Raw genomic sequence first — 18403 nt, forward strand, 5'->3', positions numbered from 1 at the left:
GCCGAGGAGGCAATCATGAGCGACAACGAACAGGCAAAGGGCGTCAGCCGACGAACCGTGCTTGGAACGACGGCGGCGGCCGCAGGCGTGGGCCTTGCAGGCGGCGTGGCGCTGACCGACAGCGGCTTCGTCTCCTCTGCCGACGCGCAGACCAAGAATGCTGCGCCGAAGGCACCGGCGGCCCGGCCGGCCGTGCAGAAGACCGAAGTCGCGCCCGGTGAGCTCGACGAATATTACGTGTTCTTCTCCAGCGGCCAGTCCGGCGAGATGCGGATCATCGGCCTGCCCTCGATGCGCGAGCTGATGCGCGTCCCCGTGTTCAACCGCTGCAGTGCGACTGGTTGGGGCCAGACCAATGAAAGCATCAAGATCCTGACCGAAGGGCTGCAGCCCGCGACCCGCGAATTCCTCAAGAGCCGCGGCGCCACGTACATGAATGGCGACCTTCACCACCCGCACATTTCGTTCACGGACGGCACCTATGACGGCCGTTACGCCTTCATGAACGACAAGGCCAACAGCCGCGTGGCGCGGGTGCGGCTCGACATCATGAAGTGCGACAAGATCATCGAACTGCCGAACCAGCACACGGTTCACGGTCTGCGCGTGCAGAAATATCCGCGCACGGGCTACGTGTTCGCCAACGGCGAGGACGGAGTTCCCCTGCCCAACGACGGCAAGGTGCTCGACGATCCCAAACAGTATCGTTCGATGCTCAGCGCAATCGACGGCGACACGATGAAGGTGGCTTGGCAGATCATCGTCAGCGGCAACCTCGACAACGTCGATGCCGACTACCAGGGCAAATATGCTTTCTCGACCTGCTACAACGGCGAGGAAGGCGTCACGCTCGCGGAGATGACGTCCGCAGAGCAGGACTGGGTCGTCATCTTCAACATCAAGCGGATCGAAGAGGCCGTGAAGAAGGGCGACTTCAAGGAAATGAACGGCGTGCCCGTGATCGACGGCCGCAAGGGCTCGGCCTACACCCGCTACGTTCCGGTCTCGAACAATCCGCACGGCATGAACACCGCGCCCGACGGCATCCACATCGTGGCGGCCGGAAAGCTCTCGCCAACCGTGACCGTGATGGACGTGCGCAAATTCGACGACCTGTTCGACGACAAGATCAAGCCGCGCGACGTCGTCGTCGCGGAACCCGAGCTCGGACTTGGACCGTTGCATACGGCCTATGACGGCAAGGGCAACGCCTACACCACGCTGTTCCTCGACAGCCAGGTCTGCAAGTGGAACATCGACCTCGCCAAGCGGGCCTTCAAGGGTGAGAAGGTCAATCCCATCCTTCAGAAGCTCGACGTGCACTATCAGCCGGGGCACAACCATTCCTCGATGGGCCAGACCAAGGAGGCCGATGGAAAGTGGCTCATCTCGCTGAACAAGTTCTCGAAGGACCGCTTCCTGAACGTCGGGCCGCTGAAGCCCGAGAACGACCAGCTGATCGACATTTCGGGCGATCAGATGAAGCTGGTGCATGACGGCCCAAGCTTCGCCGAGCCGCATGACGCGACCATCGTCCACCGCTCCAAGATCAACCCGATCTCGATCTACGATCGCGCGGATCCGATGTTCGCCGATGCGGTCAAGCAGGCCAAGGCGGACGGCATCAATCTGGAGGCGGATTCGAAGGTCATTCGCGACGGCAACAAGGTGCGCGTCTACATGACGTCCACGGCTCCGGCCTATGGGCTCGAGCAATTCCAGGTCAAGCAGGGCGACGAGGTCACCGTGTTTGTCACCAACATCGACGCCGTGGAGGATCTGACGCACGGCTTCTGCATCGTGAACTACGGCATCAACATGGAAATCGGCCCGATGGCCACCTCGTCCGTGACCTTTACGGCCGACAAGGCGGGTGTCTATTGGTACTACTGCTCCTGGTTCTGCCACGCCATGCACATGGAGATGAAAGGGCGGATGTTCGTCGAGCCCAAGTCGGTCTAGCGTCGGTCTGATCGGAGCGACCTCGTGGGTCTTCCCTTACGCATGTTTCCGGCGGCGCTGGTCGCCGCCGGATTGTCCGGCTTCGCCGAAGCGGAGACGTTGACGGCCGTGCCCGGGCAGCCGCTGCAAGCAGTGCTGGATGGCGCGCGCGCCGGCGACGTCGTTACGATTGCGCCCGGCGCATATCACGGTTCGATCCGGATCGACCGCTCCCTGCAGCTGGTCGGGAGCCGCGAGGCCGTGCTCGACGGCGACGGCTCCGGTAACGTCATCACCGTCAGCGCACCCAACGTCACCATTCGCGGCGTGACCATCCGGGCATCGGGCCGCGATCTGCAGGCGATGAATTCAGGCATCTTCCTGCAGAAGACGGCCGAGCGCGCGACGATCGAGGACAACCGGCTGGTCGGAAACCTGTTCGGCGTCTATGTGCATGGCGCCAGGGGCTCCCGGGTCGTCCGCAACGAGATCGAGGGACTGCGCGGCGGAAGGCTCAGCGAGGCCGGCAACGGCGTCTCGCTGTGGAACGCGCCCGACGTCACCATCGCCAACAACATTTTCCGCTATGGCCGCGACGGCATCTTCTCGATCTCCAGCAGCAAGGATCGCTTCGTCGACAATCGCTTCGAGCAGGTTCGATTTGCCGTCCATTATATGTACACCAACGACAGTGAAGTCAGCGGCAACGTTTCGATCGGCAACCATGTCGGTTACGCCATCATGTATTCGAACCGCCTCGTGATCCGCGGCAACTCCTCCGATCGCGATCGCGACTACGGGATGCTGTTCAACTACGCGAACTACGCCCAGATCGAGGACAACCGGGTGACCGGCGGCCCGCTGAACGCGGCGATGCAGAGCACGCAAGACGGTCCCGACGACGAGCGCGGCATGCTTCCGCAGGCGAAACGCGAGAGCTCGCTGAAGAGCGGCCCGGAGAAATGCGTTTTCATCTACAACACCAATCACAACAAGTTCCGCAGCAACTGGTTCGAGCGCTGCGCCATCGGCGTGCACTTCACGGCCGGCTCCGAAGGCAACGAAATCACCGGCAACGCCTTCGTCGGCAACGCCAACCAGGTGAAATATGTCGGCACCCGGCACCTCGACTGGTCGACCGGCGGGCGCGGCAATTACTGGAGCGATAATCCGGCATTCGACCTGAATGGGGACGGCATCGCCGATACGGCATACCGGCCGAACGACCTCATCGACCGTGTGCTGTGGACGGCACCCGCCGCGAAGGTCCTGATCAACAGCCCGGCCGTCCAGGTGATCCGCTGGGCGCAGGCGCAGTTTCCGGCGCTGCTGCCGGGCGGCGTGGTCGACAGCCATCCGCTGGTGTCGCCGCCGCGGGGCGTTGCGCCGAAGGAGACGCGATGACCAGCATAGTACGCGTCAGCGACGTCACCAAATCGTACGGCCAAGTCAAGGCTGTGCGCGGCGCCTCGTTCACGCTCGGCCAGGGCGAGCTGGTGGCCTTGATCGGCCACAACGGTGCCGGCAAGACCACGCTGATGAAGCTCATGCTGGGTCTGATCCGGCCGACCAGCGGCGCCATCGAGGTTCTCGGCGACAATCCCGCCGCGGGCGAATTCGCGGGCCGGCGCCAGCTCGGCTACCTCCCCGAAAATGTCTCCTTCGACCCTGCCCTCACCGGCCGCGAGACGCAGGCCTTCTACGCCAGGCTAAAGCGGGAGCCGGTTGCCAAGGCGCTCGAGCTGCTCGATGCCGTGGGGCTCGGCGCAGCGAGCCGCCGCCGGGTCAGCACCTACTCGAAAGGCATGCGCCAGCGGCTCGGGCTCGCACAGGCGCTGCTTGGCCAGCCCCGCGTGCTGCTGCTGGACGAGCCGACCACGGGTCTCGATCCCGAACTGCGGCAGACCTTCTACGACATCATCGCGCGGCTCGCAGCCAGTGGCGCGACCGTGCTGCTATCGTCGCACGCGCTGACCGAGCTCGAGGAGCGCGCCGGCCGGGTCATCATCATGAACCGCGGCATCAAGGTCGCGGATGGCTCGATCGACGAGCTGCGTCGTCTCGCGCGGCTGCCGACCAGGATCCGTCTCAGGGTGGCGGGCCTCGCTCCCAGCGAGATGCCGGGCTGGGCGCCGCAAGACGCGGCTTGCCGCCGCCTCAACGGCCACATCGTCGAGATCGACGCCGCGCCGGAGCGGAAGATCGAGCTGCTGCATCGCGCCACGGCCGCCGGCAATTCGGTCGAGGATGTCGACGTGGTTCCGCCGACCCTCGACGAGCTCTATGCTCATTTCCTCCGGCAATCGGAGCAGGCGCCATGAACGTCATGATCATCGCAGCCAAGGAGATCCACCAGGCCATCCGCAATCGCTGGGTGCTTGCCGCAACGCTCCTGCTCGCCGGGCTTGCCCTGTCGCTGACCTTCCTCGGCAGCGCGCCAACCGGGAATGTCGGCGTTCGCACGCTGGACGTGGTCGTCGTCAGCCTGTCGAGCCTGACGATCTTTCTCGTTCCGCTGATCGCGCTTCTGATCTCACATGACGCCATCGTCGGCGAGATGGAACGCGGGACGATGCTGTTGCTGCTGAGCTATCCGGTGGCGCGATGGCAGGTGCTGCTCGGCAAGTTCCTGGGTCACCTCGCCGTCCTCGCCTTTGCGACCTGCCTCGGCTACGGCGCGGCGGTCGGCGCGCTGGCGGCGACGGGCAGCCAGATCGACGGCGATAGTCTGCTGGCCTTCGGCGCCATGGTGGCCTCCTCGGTGCTGCTTGGCGCCGTCTTCGTCGCGGTCGGATATCTGGTCAGCGCGCTCGTGCGCGACCGCGGAACGGCAGCCGGCATCTGTATCGGACTATGGCTGCTGCTGGTGCTGATCTACGACATGGCGCTGCTCGGCGTGCTCGCGCTCGACCAGGGACGCAGCATCTCGGCCGCCGTGCTCAACACCATGCTGCTGGCGAACCCGACCGACGCCTACCGCCTGATCAACCTCACCGGATTTGCCAATGTCAGCACCTTCGCCGGCATGGCCGGCCTTGCCCAGACGACGTCCCTGACGATACCGGTGCTGCTGACCGCCCTGCTCGGCTGGACCTCGGTGCCGCTGGCGCTGGCGGCGCTCGCCTTCTCGCGGAGGGAGCTATGAGGCGCCGAACGATCCTGCTCGCCTTGCTCGTGCCGCTGGCGCTCGCAGGCTGCAACGACAAGCAGGCCGCGAAGGCCCCTCTGCCGCATCGGATGACCGCGGAGGACGTCGGCCATTACTGCGGCATGAACGTGCTCGAGCACCCGGGACCGAAGGGGCATATCTTTGCCGCGAGCCTGATCGAGCCGGTGTGGTTCTCGTCGGTGCGGGACACCATCGCCTTCACCATGCTGCCCGACGAGCCCAAGGACATCCTGGCGATCTACGTGTCCGACATGGGCAAGACCCCCGACTGGGACAAGCCCGGCGCCGACAATTGGATCGAGGCGCGCAAGGCGCTGTTCGTGATCGAGAGCCGGGTCAAGAGCGGCATGGGCGGCGACGAGGCCGTTCCGTTCTCGGACCGGGCGGCGGCGGAGAAGTTCGTCGGAGATAACGGGGGCCGGATCGTCGAATTCGGCCAGGTGCCCCGGGACTACGTCCTGGCCTCGGTTGACCGCCAAGGGGCCGCTTCCGCCGACGAGGAGGCTGGCTCGCGCCGGCCGAACGACTAAGGAGACATGGTGATGCGCCGCATCTCGCGCCGACGCTTCGTCCGGATCAGTGCCGCAGCGGCCGGTCTCGGCCTATTGCCCTCAGAGCTTGCCGCGCGCGCCGACGCGGCGCCCGTCACATGGCGGGGCACCGTGCTCGGCGCGGTAGCCACGATGGAGATTCACCACGGAGACCGACGGGAGGCGGAGCGGCTGATCTCGCTGGCAAGCGCGGAGGCGCACCGGCTCGAGCGGCTGTTCAGCCTCTACCTCAAGGATTCCGCCCTCGTCGAGCTGAACCGGACCGGCATCCTGGTCGATCCGGCAGCCGAGATGGTCGATCTGCTCACGACCGCGCAGCATTACTCGAAGCTGACGGACAGATCGTTCGATGTCACCGTGCAGCCGCTATGGGACCTCTACGCCAGCCACTTCGCCCGGGAGGGTGCGGACCCCGCCGGCCCCCCGTCCGCGGCGATCCAGGCCGCGCTTGCGTGCGTGGGTTGTGGCCGGCTGTCGGTCGGCCGCGACCGGATCGCGATGCCGCGCGGCATGGCCGTCACGCTGAACGGGATCGCGCAGGGTTACGTGACTGACAAGATCGTGGAGCTGCTGCAGGCTCACGGCATAGCCCACAGCCTTGTCGACATGGGCGAGGCCCGCGCCATCGGACCACGTCCGGACGGGCGCCCCTGGGACGTCGGGGTCGCCGATCCGGAAGTCGCAGGCCGCACGGAAACGGTGCTTTCGGTGGTCGACCGCGCGTTGTCGACGTCGGGGGCGTACGGCTTCCGGTTCGACCCGGAAGGCCGCTTCAACCACCTCTTCGATCCTCGGACGGGTGGCTGCGCCGCCAGGTATCGTAGCGTGACCACCGTGTCCCGCGGCGCGACCGCGGCGGACGCGCTGTCGACCGCGTTCAGCCTGATGCCGGAGGAACGGATCCGTTCGCTGCTGCCGCACGTGGATGTCGAGCGCGTGCACCTCGTCGATGCCTCCGGCAAGCCCTCGGAGATCACCGCGTGACCAAGCAACTCAACCACCGAAGGAGAACTAGATGAACCGGACAGCACTCGTCGCCCTGTTTCTCGTCGCGGGCCTCGGCCAGGCCAGCGCCCAGGACGCCGCCGCGGGCGAAAAGGTCTTCGCCGTCTGCAAGGCCTGCCACCAGGTCGGCGACAGCGCCAAAAACGTCGTCGGCCCCGTGCTGAACGGGCTGATCGGACGCAAGGCCGGATCGGTCGAGGGCTACAACTACACCGACGCCAACAAGAAATCCGGCATCACCTGGGACGAGGCCACCTTCAGCGAGTACATCAAGGATCCGAAGGCCAAGATTCCGGGCACAAAGATGGCCTTCGCCGGTATCAAGGACGAGCAGAAGATCAAGGACCTGATCGCCTATCTGCACACGTTCGACAAGGCGCCGGTGAAGCTCACCCAGTAACGTCGCGCCCCTTTCCCGCAGAGCTAGTGAGGATGCACATGAGCGAGAATTGGTTACCCTCCTTGAAGACAGACACCCCTCAGGCCGGCTTCGAACTTGCGGTCAAGCTATCGCGGATGGCGGTGAAGATGACGCAACCGTCGGACGAAGTCCGGACCCGCCTCCGGACGGCGTACGAGCAGGACGCGGAGCAATTGATCGCCACATCCCATGTCGTCGCCGTCCATTTCCAGACGGTCGCCGCCGCGAACAATTGGTGGCGCTAACGGGGCGCGGAGCACACGAGCTTCGCGCGTCTCCAGCGAGCTCCGTGGCCAAACGGAGCTCCCTGACAAGTCGTGCGTTCACGAAGGCAGGAAAGGAAGCGGAATGGCCGTGCATCATGCGGGTTCGGGAGAAGTCGTCGACCTTCGGCCGCTTGGAGCCAAGCTTCACGACGCACGCACGACCGCGATCGTGAAGACCGACACGTTCGAGGCAGTACGCCTGATCGTCCCGGCGGGGCGCGAAATCGCGTCCCACCGGGTGGACGGGGAGATCACCCTGTTCTGCATCGAAGGTTGCGTGCGCCTCGGTCTTTCCGACACGGAAATGGAGCTCTCCGCGGGCGAATGGCTCTACCTCGATGGAGGGGCAGCGCACTCGGTCACGGGAATCAAAGACGCCTCCCTGCTGCTCACCATCCACTTCCAGTCGAAATAGCAGCAAGCGGCAGCTCGGGTGCCTTCCTGAACGTTACCGCTCGACGAACCGGTCCTTGGCGGAGAGCGTATTCCCGGCCTCGTCCCGGGCCGTGAACACGACGTCCTTTTGCTCGGCATCCGCCGCCGTCAAGGTGACGCGCAACGACTCCGAGGCGTCCGGGGCGACCTCGATGGGAGCGAGACCATCGCTGCCCACGATGGAGAGTCTTGCGTCGATGCCGCTGACGGACAGCGTGTAACGATGCGGGCTCGACGACTTGTTCAGGAGCTTCACCGTGTAGGCATTGCGCAACGACCCGTCCGATAGCCGGACGGCGACGGGATCGCGGTCGTGCTGGACCGACAACGACGCGGTGGTCCTCGTCGCGAATGCCACCCCGATCGTTCCGGCCAGCGCAAGGCATGCCGCCGTCAAGCCGACGGTCTTCGGCCGCAGCAAACGGTTGCGAGGAGCCTCCTTGCTGCGCCCCCGTTCGATGTTCGCCCAGCTTTCGTAATCGATCAGGCCTCGCGGGCGTCCGAGCTTCGCCATCACGCCATCGCATGCATCGACGCACAGGCCGCAATTGATGCACGCGAAGTTCGGGCCCTCGCGGATGTCGATTCCGATCGGACAGACCGCGACGCACTGGCCGCAGTCCACGCAATCGCCTGCCGTCTCGCCCCGCAGCCGCAACTCGGTGGCCTTCTTCGCGGAGGTCCGCCGCTCGCCCCGGTAGTCGCGATAATTGACGGTGTAGGCCTCCGGATCCCAGATCGCACCCTGCAGGCGCGGCCAGGGACACATGAAGGTACAGACCTGCTCGCGCGCGAAACCCGCAAGGCCGTAGGTCGTACCCGTGAACACCGCGATCCACGTCAGGGCGTCGACGGAAAAGTTGCCAGCAGCGAAGCCGCGCAGCAGATCCGGCGCGTCGGTGAAGTAGAAAATCAGCGTGCCGCCCGTCGCCAACGAGATCAGAAGCCAGGCCGCGTGCTTCGCCGCGGTCCGGACGACTCGCTTCGGCGTGAGGGGCGTTCCGATGTTCTTGAGGCGCTGGCGCCTGTCGCCTTCGATCAGACGCTCGACGAGCAGGAACAGATCGGTCCACACCGTCTGTGGACACGCGAACCCGCACCACAGACGCCCCGCGAGCGCGTTCGTGAGGATCAGGATGGTCGAGGCCAGCACCAGGAGGCCCGTCACCAGATAGAGATCCTGAGGCCATATCTCGACGAAGAAGGCGTAGAGGCGCCCGTTTGCGAAGTCGAGCAGCACCGCCTGGTCGGGCGCGTTAGGTCCGCGATCCCAGCGAAGGAACGGAGTGACGTAGTAGATCGACAGTGTCAGCAGCAGAATGGCCCATTTGAGCCTGCGGATCGGACCTTTGACGGCTTGGGGCACGACGGGCAGGCCGGCTGCCGCCGCGGCCTTGGCCCGCGTCTTCGCATGATCGATCTCGATGGTGATGGCCATGGCGAGCGTCAGTTCACCGCGGCGAAGCCGAGCGAGGCCCGGACCGCCGGTGCCATCATGTCGGGAGTCCAAGGCGGCTCGAAGGTCATCGCCACGTCGACGGAAACCACCCCTGGGACGGTCGACGCCGCCGCCTGCGCTCCTTCCCTCAGGAAGGACGTCGCGGGACAGCCCGGCGTCGTCGCCGTCATCGTGATGCGGACCGCCCCATCGGTGACCGCGATCTCATAGACGAAACCGAGATCGACGATGTTCTCGCCCAGTTCGGGATCGATCACGACGCGCAGCGCGTCGCGGACGGCTTCGTCCAATCGGTCCCTCATGACGGCGCTCTCACAGTCAGTTCGTAGGTGGCACCGTCGGGGCGAAATCCACCGAGCCAGCGAAAGCCCCGCTTCTCGAGCTGAGGAAACAGAAACACCGGCTCCCGGCTCAAAAGCGAGGTCAGAGTTTCGCCGGGATCGAGCTTTTCCGCCGCGGCGAGGATCCGGACCATGGGCTCGGGCGGCTCGAGGTCGCGATTATCGAGCTCCACGACAGGCTCGGGCCAGGCCGCGAAGGGCGAGCCGCCGGCGGCAGTCGATGTGATGTCCGGCTTGGCTCCGACAGGCGTGAACAGCACCTCCCATTCGCCCCCTTCGAGTTCGCTCGCCGAATGAGCGAAGCCCTTGTCCGCCATGACGCCGAACAAAGGCACCGGCTTGAACGGCGCGTAGAGGCGGAGACCCTGCCCCTGCTGCAGCCGACCGACCGCGGCCATGATGACGGAGAACGGCTCGCCTCCGGCACGCAGGATCGGACGGGCATCGACATCCAGATACTCGGTCATTGCGGTCTCCTCAGGTTTTGGCGAACAGCAGGTGCGGCGCGACGGCGCCGGCCGGCAGGCGCAGCGTCGAGGCGACGTCGTCCAGACGCCGGATTCGAATGATTTCGTGGACGATCCCGACCACTCCGACCGTCATCGCGGCCGCGGCCATCCGGAACGCGCCCGGCTCCGCCGCGAGCAGAGCGAGCGTCCCCGTCCAGACGGAGACGTAGTAGATCGCGAACCACTTGGTCGCCCTGCTTTCCGCGACCAGGTCCTGGACGCGAGGGGTCGGCGCGCGTCCCATCACGGGCCCATAGGTCTCGAGCCACGTGAGAAACGCGACGATCTTGTAGAGCTTGGCCAGGACCAGCCCCGACAGCCAGCCGAAGGCCGCCAGGAAGGCGAAGGCGCCGAGATGCAGCGGCAGCGTTCGCGTCGCAACGAGCGCTATTCCCAGTATTCCGGTTCCTGCCAGACTTGCGAATGATAGCATCGCCATCCGCATGTTGAGTTCGAGATGTCGCCGCTTGCGGCTGCGGAAGATGCCCGCAAGATCCCGTCCGTAGAGGCCGACGCAAACCAGGCCGAAAAGCGCGGCGATCGAGAGCAGGGTATTCAGCCCCAGTTGGAAGCCGATCGCCGCGGCTCCGCCGCCGACGGTCGTGGCGACCGCGAGCGCGCCGGCGGCGAGCGTGAGGCGGCTCTTGCGGTCCTCGACATCGGGCGCCAACATGAACATGGAAAGCAATCGGTAGCTGACGCCCATGGCCGTCAACGTCAGCCAGCCGCCGAGCCCCGCGATGGCGTGCAACGGGATGCCCCGCGCCAGGACAGCCTCGCCGAACCGGCCGGCCCATCCTGCCAGCGCGAACGCGAAAACCGCGCCGAACGCAACGGTCGTGCAAAGCGAGATCAGGCCGACCAGGACGAACCGCGCCGGCCCTGTCGGTCGCCGCCAAGCCGTCAAAGCGAGATCGACCGCGACGAGGCCGAAGCCGACGAGCAGCAGCACCGCCCCGAGCGGCAGCAGCCACGGCGCGGACGGCAGTCGGCCGCCCAGGACCATGAAACCGGCGAGCAGGCAGAGCAGCCCCGCCGTCAAAAAGCCCAGCGCGGGCAATGCCCATTCTTCACGGAACAGCGGCGTCGCGACGAGGACCGGCACGAACTGGAACAGCGCTCCGCACATCGCGAGGCTCAGCCAGCCGATGCAGACCACATGCACCAGAACGAGCGTATCGGGAGCAGCCAGATCTGCTGCGGGGTGTCCGATGCCCGTGACCATCAGCGCGAGCGCGGCCAACAACCAGATCAGCGCCGCTGCGAAGTAGGTCATCGTCCATCGGGAAATGCTGCCGCCGATCATGATCGTTTCGTTTCCTCATTCCCTTCCGGCGCAGAATAGAAAAGGTCGCGATCACGCAAATCTGGATGGGCGTGGTGCCGGACTGGTCTGGATCGATGATCGGAAGGGTACCGGAGCCGCCGTCGAGAACTTTGCGGTGTCGCAAAGAAACCGAGATTCCGCGGCGCGATAAAGGTTCAAGAATCTATCGGGACACGACATATGCGGGTTTTCCAAAGACTGCGACAGCACACCCGGGTTCCGGCCCAAATGTTCGACCCTACGGTTCCCTACGCCTACGGCTTTTCACGGCACCGCGGCGGGACCCCCTTCCCCGTTCGGCGGTTGAACCTGGCCCAGGGGACGATAAAGGACGCAACCATGCGAAGCCTCAGTGCAGGCCAAATCATTCTGCTGGTGGTTTTGGGCTCCGTGTTGATTCTAACGGGCGTCTGGGGAGTCTCCGTTTGGAGCGCCAGCAGCGGCGTCGAGATGGGCAAGCACGGGTGGATCGCTCTCGGGCTTGGCACCTTCTTCTCGCTCCTCATCGGATGCGGACTCATGGCACTGATGTTCTTTAGTAGCCGCTCCGGCCACGACGATGTTGCGGATCCCTTCCGGCAGCGTGAGCGTCGCGATCGGTAACCCGGCATTGCGGCGCGGTGCTTATCGACGGGGCGACAGGGCCGAGCCGTTTCTACTCGCTCCCGCTCCTCAGGCGCGCGAGATCACCCGCCAGGGGCTCCGATGCCTATCTGGTTGACCGCCGGTCTTTGGGGGCTGCTTGGTGCCTCATCGCTGCTCCTCGGCGCAGCCGTCGCATTCGTCCTCAGATTGCCTCGGTACGTCACCGCGGGGATCATGTCGCGGGGGCAGCTTTCGTGGGCGGCGCTTCTACTCAAGTCGTGGCTGCCGCAAGCGCCGTCGCTGCGGGCGCTCTCCTGACGATGGCGGTGAACACCATGGTGCCCGAAGCCGTCGAAGGCCAACAGAAGCTGACCGGTCTGCTCGTCGTCGGCCTCCTCGTCGCCTTCGCGCTCTCCAACTTAGGGCAGACCTAGAGCGGCGGAATCCTCTCTTTGACGAAGTTCATCACTCCCTCACCGTCGTATCTCGACATGTTAGTTCCAGAATTAGGAACAAATCCAAGCTAGTCTGGTTAAGCCTCCTCATTGCGCAGCATTGGGGTGCGGCGTGCGAACGCGAATGATCGTCGTCGGGTTGGCGTGGGGGTTCTTCATCCAGGCTTTTCCCGCTTCAGCCCAAAATCCCGGTCAACCACCGGACACCATGGCCGCACGTGTGGAAGCGTGCACGCCGTGTCACGGCAAACAGGGCGAGGGCACCAGCGACGTCTATTTCCCGCGCTTGGCTGGCAAACCAGCCGGCTATCTCTACAACCAGCTTCTCGCCTTCAAGAACGGCCGGCGGAAGTACCCGCCGATGAATTATCTGCTCGAGTATCTAGGGGATCCGTACCTGCAGGACATGGCCGACTACTTCGCCGACCAGCATCCGCCGCTGCCCGCGCCCGCTGCGAGCGACGTCAGCCAGCAGGTCCTGCAGCAGGGCCAGTCTCTCGTCACTCGCGGCGATCCGGCCCGGCAGATCCCGGCCTGCGGTAGCTGCCACGGTCCGGGTCTCACCGGCATGGAGCCAGGCATTCCCGGACTTCTCGGGCTTCGTCCGAACTACATCAGCGCGCAGCTCGGCGCTTGGCGGTACGGCACGAGGACCGCCAGGTCCCCGGACTGCATGCAGCAGGTCGCGGCGCGCCTCACCGAAGCCGACGTCACTGCCGTCGCGGCCTACCTCGCAAGTCGCCCGGCCCCGATCGCCATCGCGCCTGCGCCCAAGGGCGCCTACGTGCTGCCGTTCGCCTGCGGCAGCCAACCGGATTGAGGAGGCGGCGATGCGCTCACGCACACGATTCCTTGGTCTGGTCTTGCTTTCGGTCGCGGTGGGCGGTGTGGTGCAGGCCCAGGAACAGAAATCGGCGCTCCCCCGGAGCGATATCGTCAAGCGCGGCGAGTATCTCGCCCGCGCCGGCGACTGCATCGCCTGCCATACCGCGCCGGAGGGCCGCACGTTCTCAGGCGGGCGTGCCATGCCGACCCCGTTCGGCACTCTCTTTTCGTCCAACATCACGCCGGACCGCGAGACGGGAATCGGCAAGTGGACCGCCGAGGATTTCTACAAGGCCATGCATACCGGCCGCTTTCCCGACGGTGGGCTGATGTATCCGGCGATGCCATTCGCCTCCTACACCAAGGTGACCCAAGCCGACAGCGCGGCGATCTTCGCCTATCTGAAGTCCATTGCGCCGGTCAGCCAACGCAATCGGGATCACGAACTCCGCTTCCCCTACAGCAATCGGCAGCTGATCCTCGGCTGGCGCACGCTCTACTTCTCCGAAGGCGAGTACAAGCCGGACCCGAACAAGTCGGCCGAATGGAATCGCGGCGCCTATCTGGTCGAAGGATTGGGTCATTGCGGCATGTGCCATTCGCCGATCAACGCACTCGGCGGCACGTCCCAGGCCGACGCCTTCAAGGGCGGGCTGATCCCGATGCAGAACTGGTACGCGCCCTCGCTGACCTCCAACCGCGAGGCCGGCCTCGGCGACTGGAGCCTCAAGGACATCACCGATCTTCTCAAGACCGGGGTCTCGGCGCGGGGTGTGGTCTACGGACCGATGGCCGAGGTCGTCCACAACAGCCTGCAATACCTGACCGACGAGGACACGCAGGCGATGGCGGTCTATCTGAAAAGCATCGCGGAGCCGACCTCTCGCCCGCAGGCGAATTCCGCCGTTCTGCCGACCAGCGAGAGCAGCCTCCTGATCAGCCTCGGCAAGACGGTCTACGATGCCCGCTGCGCGAGCTGCCACGGCGCGCAAGGCGAAGGCAAGCCGCCGCACTGGCCGCCCCTCGCCAACAACCAGTCGATCGAGATGGAATCGGCCGTCAACGCGATCCGGATGGTGTTGAACGGCGGCTACCCACCGAGCACCGAGGGAAATCCCCGCCCCTACGGCATGCCTCCGTTCGCCGGCCTTCTCTCCGACAACGAGGTGGCCGCCGTCGTCACCTACATCCGCACGGCCTGGGGCAATCGCGGAGCGCCCGTGAGCGCGCGCGAGGCGAACGAACTGCGCTCGGCCCCCCTGAACTGAGGCATACCTGATGATCAACTCGGAGCTTCCGGAGCAGGTCGAGAACACGGCGGACGACCGCGTCAACCGAATCGTGGCGGCCGGTCCCGGCGGCGCTCTCATGGTCGCCGGGTTAGCCACCGCTCTGGTCGTTGCGATGTGGTTCGCCTTCTACCTGTTCGTCTTCCTGCCGCGCGGAGCCCTGCAATGACGGCGCAGGACGGTCATCACGGCGCCGAAGTCGCCGAGCGGGTCGAGAAACGTTGGGCGACGATGTCCGTGACCGTCATCGTCATCCTGGCCGCGCTGGCGGCGTTCGCCGGAATCCATCGGGCGACCATGCCGCAGGCGCGCGTGGAGACGATCGATCCGACCCGGCTGCACCTCTCCGGCGAGTTCGTCGAATCCAACCTGGGCAGCATATTGGAGTCGAACGGGGCGGTGACCGTGCGGGCCATCGGCCAGCAATATTCCTTCACGCCGGCGTGCCTCCTGGTGCCGGCGCAGACCCCGATCACGCTCCGGGCGACCAGCGCCGACGTGGTCCACGGGATTCTGATTCAGGGTACGAACGTCAACACCATGCTGGTGCCGGGCTATGTCTCCGAGCAGCTCATGCGCTTCGAGAAGACCGGCGACCACCTGATGCCCTGCCAGGAGTTCTGCAGCTTCGGCCACGAAGGGATGTGGGGCAAGGTCAAGGTGATCGACAAGGCGGAGTTCGCATCGCGCGCGAAGAACGGCGGGAGATTGAGCTGTGTTGGTGAATAGGAAGCTCATCCTCGCCCATTTCTGGCTGGCCTTCGTCGTGTTCGGGCTGGCTCTCTTTCTCGGCGCCTGGCAGATGTTCGTCCGCAGCCCGCTTCTGGCCTGGATCAGCAATCCGGAGTGGTACTACCGTTCGCTGACCGCGCACGGCACGGTGATGGGCTACGTCTTCCCCACGCTTGTGGCGATGGGCTTCGGCTATGCCATCTCGGAGTCCGCGCTGAAGCAGCCCCTGGTCGGCGTGCGCTGGGCCTGGGCGGGATTCTGGCTCATCGTCGCGGGCGCGATCATGGCCATGGTGCCGGTCGCGCTCGGCCGCGCCTCGGTGCTCTACACCTTCTATCCGCCCCTGATCGGCAATGTCTTCTACTACATCGGCGTCGTTCTCGTCGTGGTCGGCTCCTGGATCTGGGTCGCGCTGATGTCGGTCAACCTCCGCGTCTGGCGGCGGACCCATCCGGACGAACCCGTGCCGCTCGCGATGTTCGCCAACGTCGCCGGATCCTACCTCTGGGCCTGGACCGCGGTCGGCGCCGCGCTCGAACTGCTGCTGCAGATCATTCCGGTGGCGCTCGGCTGGCGGACCACCATCGACGCGGGACTCGCCCGCGTGTTCTTCTCCTGGACGCTCCACGCCATCGTCTATTTCTGGCTGATGCCGACCTACATCGCCTACTACACCATCGTGCCGCGCGCGATCGGCGGCCGCCTCTACAGCGACACGATGGGGCGCATCGCCTTCATTCTGTTCCTGGTCGTGGCGATGCCGATCGGCATCCACCACACCTTCGCGGATCCGCAGGTCGGCGCCGGATTCAAGTTCATCCACTCCGCCTTCACCGCCCTCGTCGCGCTGCCGACGCTGCTGACCGTGTTCACGATCTGCGCGTCGGTCGAGATCGCCGCTCGCCTCCGCGGCGGCAGGGGGCCGTTCGGCTGGGTCGGGGCGTTGCCGTGGGACAATCCCGTCATGCTGGCGGTGGCGTTCTCCTTCGTGCTGCTCGGTTTCGGCGGCGCCGGCGGGCTCATCAACATGAGCTACCAGCTCGATACCACCATCCACAACACGCAGTGGATCACCGGCCACTTCCACCTGATCTTCGGCGGGGCCATCGTGATCATGTACTTCGCCATCGCCTTCGACCTGTGGCCGCACCTGACCGGCCGCGCGCTGCCCAGCCTGAGCCTGGTTCGAACCCAGCTATGGCTTTGGTTCGTCGGCATGATCGTGACAACCTTCCCGTGGCATTGGGTCGGGATCCTCGGCATGCCGCGGCGGATGGCCTACTACGACTACGCCGACCCCGCGATCGCTCCGCAGGCATTCTCGGTCGTTCTGTCGGCGATCGGCGCGATCATCCTGCTGATCTCGGGGTTGCTGTTCCTCTACATCCTGGCGGCGGCCCAGCGTCGACCCGCGACCGATGCCGGCGCGTATCGCTTCAGCGTGCCCATCCATCAGGTCCGTTCGGTGCCTATGGCCCTCAACAGCTTCGCGATCTGGGTGGCGCTGATGATCGGGCTCACGGTCACGAACTACGGCTATCCGATCCTGTCGCTGGCCGCGCGTTCCGACACGTCCGTTCCCGCCGTCTACGTCGGAGCGCAGTGATGGGCGCACGCGAGCTCTTCACCTTCAGGAATCCCTACTTCTCCGCGGGGGTGGGCATCGCCGCCGGATTGTTCCTGCTGACGGCGCTCGGCGGTTTCATCATCCTGCCCTATGCCCAGAAGGATTTGCAGTTCGCAAGTCTCTGGGACGCGATCTGCAGCGCCGCCGGTCTGCCGCAACGATCGGCCTCGGTGCCGACGGCCAAGGTCGGGCCCCGCCTCTCGGAGGCGATTTTGACTCCGACGATTCTGGCGCGACCGAGCCAGGAGTCGATCGGCCGCGGAGCGACGCTCGCGCAGCGCTGCGCGATCTGCCACGGGCCCACCGGCATCAGCAGGGCGGACTCGCCCAATCTCGCAGGCCAGTACGCCGCGGTCATCTACAAGGAGCTCGTCGACTTCCGTTCGGGCGCCCGCACGAACGCGGTGATGTCGCCCTTCGCGGTCAACCTGACGGATCAGGAGATCGCCGATCTTGCCGCGTACTATGCCTACTTGCCGCGGCTGCCGGCGTACCACCCGACGCCGCAGCTCCCGAAGCCGCGCATCGTGATCTATGGCGCGCCGATGCGGGGTATCGCACCCTGCGGATCCTGCCACGGCAGCCTCGACAACAAGACCGGAAGTCCGTGGCTCGAGGGCCAGTCCGAGGCCTACATGAAGGCGCAGCTTCAGGCGTTCGCCGCGAGCCAGCGGACCAACGACATCAGCCAGCAGATGCGCAATGTCGCCCGCGCCATGACGCCGCAGGAGATCGACGAGGCGGCGGCGTACTACGCGTCGCAGCCGCCCGAGGTGGTGAAGGCGACCGATTGAGGATACGACGAAGTCGGAAACGGCCTGCACGTCCAGGGTGGACAATTCGGCGCTTGCCCGGCCCGGCCCGAGGGTCAGAGGCGCGCCGCGACGTTGTCATTCGGCCTGCGGAGCCATCGATCGAGGTCCAACCACAGTCGGCTCCGGAGAGGAAACGCTGTTCGAGCTTTGCGCGTTCCTCTTCTTTCAGCTTGCGATATCGCTCCTCCTGCTCCCGCCGGAGCCTCTCGTCCTCCCGTTCGAGATGCTCCTGCAGCATGCCGATGATGGCCCGCATCTCAGTACCCTGCGCCTTCTCGGCGACATACAGCGCGAGGCAGCCCTCCTTGAGGTCTTCGTTGGGATAGCTCGTGTAGGGCTCCTCCCAGATCGCGCGTAGCCGCTGCTCCACGTCTGTCTTGGTCAGCAACGGACCAGGCAAGTTGTTAAGCGTGGCGAGCAAGTCTTTCGTCGGAATCCAACACGGAGCCGCGGCCCTTGCGACCTCCTCCCGTTCTGCCTCCCACTTGCTCCAGATCGAGCCCGCTCGATCGACCGCGTTCACGATGTCCCGCGCAATCTTGTGCACGCTGTGAGGATCGCGCAGATGCCGCAAAGATGGGCTTTTCACGTAGTCGAAGAGCAGTGATGCCACGGCATACTGGCGGTCGGAGCTCATGCGCGGTCTCTCCG

The 18403-nt window shown here is 65.4% G+C and carries 22 protein-coding genes; 17 read left to right on the plus strand and 5 right to left on the minus strand.

Annotated elements, in window-relative coordinates:
* The first annotated feature begins 15 nt into the window (after nt 1-15).
* From nosZ to K410_RS0103115, 9 genes are all read left to right on the plus strand, one after another.
* Nucleotides 16-1962 carry a TAT-dependent nitrous-oxide reductase gene (gene nosZ, locus K410_RS0103075; protein WP_028133481.1) on the plus strand — a complete coding sequence of 649 codons (1947 nt, stop codon included), beginning with the start codon at nt 16-18 and terminating at the stop codon, nt 1960-1962.
* A 42-nt stretch (nt 1963-2004) separates the two neighbouring features.
* Nucleotides 2005-3345, plus strand: coding sequence for a nitrous oxide reductase family maturation protein NosD (locus tag K410_RS0103080; RefSeq protein ID WP_049819908.1), 1341 nt, complete (start codon nt 2005-2007; stop codon nt 3343-3345).
* Nucleotides 3342-4262 carry an ABC transporter ATP-binding protein gene (locus K410_RS0103085; protein WP_028133483.1) on the plus strand — a complete coding sequence of 307 codons (921 nt, stop codon included), beginning with the start codon at nt 3342-3344 and terminating at the stop codon, nt 4260-4262. The genes K410_RS0103080 and K410_RS0103085 overlap by 4 nt, the downstream gene beginning before the upstream one ends.
* Entirely contained in the window at nt 4259-5086 is an 828-nt protein-coding gene (locus K410_RS0103090; protein ID WP_028133484.1) for an ABC transporter permease, read from the plus strand. Before K410_RS0103085 ends, K410_RS0103090 begins: the two co-directional genes overlap by 4 nt.
* A complete protein-coding gene (locus tag K410_RS0103095; protein WP_028133485.1) occupies nt 5083-5640 on the plus strand; it encodes a nitrous oxide reductase accessory protein NosL in 558 nt (185 codons plus the stop codon). Before K410_RS0103090 ends, K410_RS0103095 begins: the two co-directional genes overlap by 4 nt.
* 9 nt (nt 5641-5649) lie before the next feature.
* On the plus strand, nt 5650-6645 hold the full coding sequence (locus K410_RS0103100) for an FAD:protein FMN transferase (RefSeq protein ID WP_028133486.1): 996 nt from the start codon (nt 5650-5652) through the stop codon (nt 6643-6645).
* A gap of 31 nt (nt 6646-6676) precedes the next feature.
* Entirely contained in the window at nt 6677-7066 is a 390-nt protein-coding gene (locus tag K410_RS0103105) for a c-type cytochrome (RefSeq protein WP_028133487.1), read from the plus strand.
* A 38-nt stretch (nt 7067-7104) separates the two neighbouring features.
* Nucleotides 7105-7332, plus strand: coding sequence for a hexameric tyrosine-coordinated heme protein (locus K410_RS0103110; RefSeq protein WP_028133488.1), 228 nt, complete (start codon nt 7105-7107; stop codon nt 7330-7332).
* Between the two features lie 103 nt (nt 7333-7435).
* Nucleotides 7436-7768, plus strand: coding sequence for a cupin domain-containing protein (locus K410_RS0103115; RefSeq protein WP_028133489.1), 333 nt, complete (start codon nt 7436-7438; stop codon nt 7766-7768).
* Between the two features lie 33 nt (nt 7769-7801).
* Here K410_RS0103115 and ccoG read toward each other — a convergent pair whose 3' ends face one another.
* From ccoG to K410_RS0103135, 4 genes are read right to left on the minus strand one after another with little or no spacing between them, the layout of a single operon-like run.
* Entirely contained in the window at nt 7802-9226 is a 1425-nt protein-coding gene (gene ccoG, locus K410_RS0103120) for a cytochrome c oxidase accessory protein CcoG (RefSeq protein ID WP_028133490.1), read from the minus strand.
* A gap of 8 nt (nt 9227-9234) precedes the next feature.
* Nucleotides 9235-9549 carry a metal-sulfur cluster assembly factor gene (locus K410_RS0103125; RefSeq protein ID WP_028133491.1) on the minus strand — a complete coding sequence of 105 codons (315 nt, stop codon included), beginning with the start codon at nt 9547-9549 and terminating at the stop codon, nt 9235-9237.
* Complete coding sequence (locus K410_RS0103130) at nt 9546-10055, minus strand: DUF2249 domain-containing protein (protein ID WP_028133492.1); 510 nt, start codon at nt 10053-10055, stop codon at nt 9546-9548. Before K410_RS0103130 ends, K410_RS0103125 begins: the two co-directional genes overlap by 4 nt.
* Nucleotides 10056-10065: 10 nt before the next feature.
* Nucleotides 10066-11403, minus strand: coding sequence for a hypothetical protein (locus tag K410_RS0103135; protein WP_028133493.1), 1338 nt, complete (start codon nt 11401-11403; stop codon nt 10066-10068).
* A gap of 360 nt (nt 11404-11763) precedes the next feature.
* Here K410_RS0103135 and K410_RS0103140 point away from each other — a divergent pair, with 360 nt between their 5' ends.
* From K410_RS0103140 to K410_RS0103180, 8 genes are all read left to right on the plus strand, one after another.
* Nucleotides 11764-12027 (plus strand): hypothetical protein, encoded by a 264-nt coding sequence (locus tag K410_RS0103140; RefSeq protein WP_028133494.1) that lies wholly within the window; start codon nt 11764-11766, stop codon nt 12025-12027.
* A gap of 260 nt (nt 12028-12287) precedes the next feature.
* On the plus strand, nt 12288-12443 hold the full coding sequence (locus K410_RS40940) for a hypothetical protein (RefSeq protein ID WP_244625943.1): 156 nt from the start codon (nt 12288-12290) through the stop codon (nt 12441-12443).
* A 145-nt stretch (nt 12444-12588) separates the two neighbouring features.
* On the plus strand, nt 12589-13284 hold the full coding sequence (locus K410_RS0103155) for a c-type cytochrome (RefSeq protein ID WP_049819910.1): 696 nt from the start codon (nt 12589-12591) through the stop codon (nt 13282-13284).
* 10 nt (nt 13285-13294) lie between these two features.
* The gene (locus K410_RS0103160) at nt 13295-14557 is read left to right on the plus strand and encodes a c-type cytochrome (protein WP_028133497.1); all 1263 of its coding nucleotides are present in this window, start codon (nt 13295-13297) and stop codon (nt 14555-14557) included.
* A gap of 10 nt (nt 14558-14567) precedes the next feature.
* Nucleotides 14568-14747, plus strand: a complete 180-nt coding sequence (locus K410_RS0103165) for a hypothetical protein (protein WP_028133498.1) — start codon at nt 14568-14570, stop codon at nt 14745-14747.
* Nucleotides 14744-15307 (plus strand): cupredoxin domain-containing protein, encoded by a 564-nt coding sequence (locus K410_RS0103170; protein WP_028137480.1) that lies wholly within the window; start codon nt 14744-14746, stop codon nt 15305-15307. Before K410_RS0103165 ends, K410_RS0103170 begins: the two co-directional genes overlap by 4 nt.
* On the plus strand, nt 15294-16916 hold the full coding sequence (locus tag K410_RS0103175; RefSeq protein ID WP_028133499.1) for a b(o/a)3-type cytochrome-c oxidase subunit 1: 1623 nt from the start codon (nt 15294-15296) through the stop codon (nt 16914-16916). Before K410_RS0103170 ends, K410_RS0103175 begins: the two co-directional genes overlap by 14 nt.
* A complete protein-coding gene (locus tag K410_RS0103180) occupies nt 16916-17731 on the plus strand; it encodes a c-type cytochrome (RefSeq protein ID WP_028133500.1) in 816 nt (271 codons plus the stop codon). Before K410_RS0103175 ends, K410_RS0103180 begins: the two co-directional genes overlap by 1 nt.
* On the opposite strand, the gene K410_RS37950 is transcribed toward K410_RS0103180, so the two are convergent.
* On the minus strand, nt 17622-18389 hold the full coding sequence (locus K410_RS37950; RefSeq protein ID WP_245269317.1) for a hypothetical protein: 768 nt from the start codon (nt 18387-18389) through the stop codon (nt 17622-17624). The two genes, K410_RS0103180 and K410_RS37950, sit on opposite strands and share 110 nt — an antisense overlap.
* Nucleotides 18390-18403 lie beyond the last annotated feature (14 nt).

Origin of the sequence: Bradyrhizobium sp. 22, assembly GCF_000482425.1 — a bacterium.
Lineage (GTDB): Bacteria > Pseudomonadota > Alphaproteobacteria > Rhizobiales > Xanthobacteraceae > Bradyrhizobium > Bradyrhizobium japonicum_B.

Excerpts from the sequence above, each read along its gene's own strand:
- K410_RS0103180 (WP_028133500.1), top strand. The coding sequence starts at position 16,916 with ATGGGCGCACGCGAGCTCTTCACCTTCAGGAATCCCTACTTCTCCGCG.
- K410_RS0103080 (WP_049819908.1), top strand. The coding sequence starts at position 2,005 with ATGTTTCCGGCGGCGCTGGTCGCCGCCGGATTGTCCGGCTTCGCCGAA.
- K410_RS0103085 (WP_028133483.1), top strand. The coding sequence starts at position 3,342 with ATGACCAGCATAGTACGCGTCAGCGACGTCACCAAATCGTACGGCCAA.
- K410_RS0103095 (WP_028133485.1), top strand. The coding sequence starts at position 5,083 with ATGAGGCGCCGAACGATCCTGCTCGCCTTGCTCGTGCCGCTGGCGCTC.
- K410_RS0103170 (WP_028137480.1), top strand. The coding sequence starts at position 14,744 with ATGACGGCGCAGGACGGTCATCACGGCGCCGAAGTCGCCGAGCGGGTC.
- K410_RS0103130 (WP_028133492.1), bottom strand. The coding sequence starts at position 10,055 with ATGACCGAGTATCTGGATGTCGATGCCCGTCCGATCCTGCGTGCCGGA.
- ccoG (WP_028133490.1), bottom strand. The coding sequence starts at position 9,226 with ATGGCCATCACCATCGAGATCGATCATGCGAAGACGCGGGCCAAGGCC.
- K410_RS0103160 (WP_028133497.1), top strand. The coding sequence starts at position 13,295 with ATGCGCTCACGCACACGATTCCTTGGTCTGGTCTTGCTTTCGGTCGCG.
- K410_RS0103110 (WP_028133488.1), top strand. The coding sequence starts at position 7,105 with ATGAGCGAGAATTGGTTACCCTCCTTGAAGACAGACACCCCTCAGGCC.
- K410_RS0103155 (WP_049819910.1), top strand. The coding sequence starts at position 12,589 with ATGATCGTCGTCGGGTTGGCGTGGGGGTTCTTCATCCAGGCTTTTCCC.
- K410_RS0103105 (WP_028133487.1), top strand. The coding sequence starts at position 6,677 with ATGAACCGGACAGCACTCGTCGCCCTGTTTCTCGTCGCGGGCCTCGGC.
- K410_RS0103115 (WP_028133489.1), top strand. The coding sequence starts at position 7,436 with ATGGCCGTGCATCATGCGGGTTCGGGAGAAGTCGTCGACCTTCGGCCG.
- K410_RS37950 (WP_245269317.1), bottom strand. The coding sequence starts at position 18,389 with ATGAGCTCCGACCGCCAGTATGCCGTGGCATCACTGCTCTTCGACTAC.
- K410_RS0103140 (WP_028133494.1), top strand. The coding sequence starts at position 11,764 with ATGCGAAGCCTCAGTGCAGGCCAAATCATTCTGCTGGTGGTTTTGGGC.
- K410_RS0103090 (WP_028133484.1), top strand. The coding sequence starts at position 4,259 with ATGAACGTCATGATCATCGCAGCCAAGGAGATCCACCAGGCCATCCGC.
- K410_RS0103125 (WP_028133491.1), bottom strand. The coding sequence starts at position 9,549 with ATGAGGGACCGATTGGACGAAGCCGTCCGCGACGCGCTGCGCGTCGTG.
- K410_RS0103165 (WP_028133498.1), top strand. The coding sequence starts at position 14,568 with ATGATCAACTCGGAGCTTCCGGAGCAGGTCGAGAACACGGCGGACGAC.
- K410_RS0103135 (WP_028133493.1), bottom strand. The coding sequence starts at position 11,403 with ATGATCGGCGGCAGCATTTCCCGATGGACGATGACCTACTTCGCAGCG.
- nosZ (WP_028133481.1), top strand. The coding sequence starts at position 16 with ATGAGCGACAACGAACAGGCAAAGGGCGTCAGCCGACGAACCGTGCTT.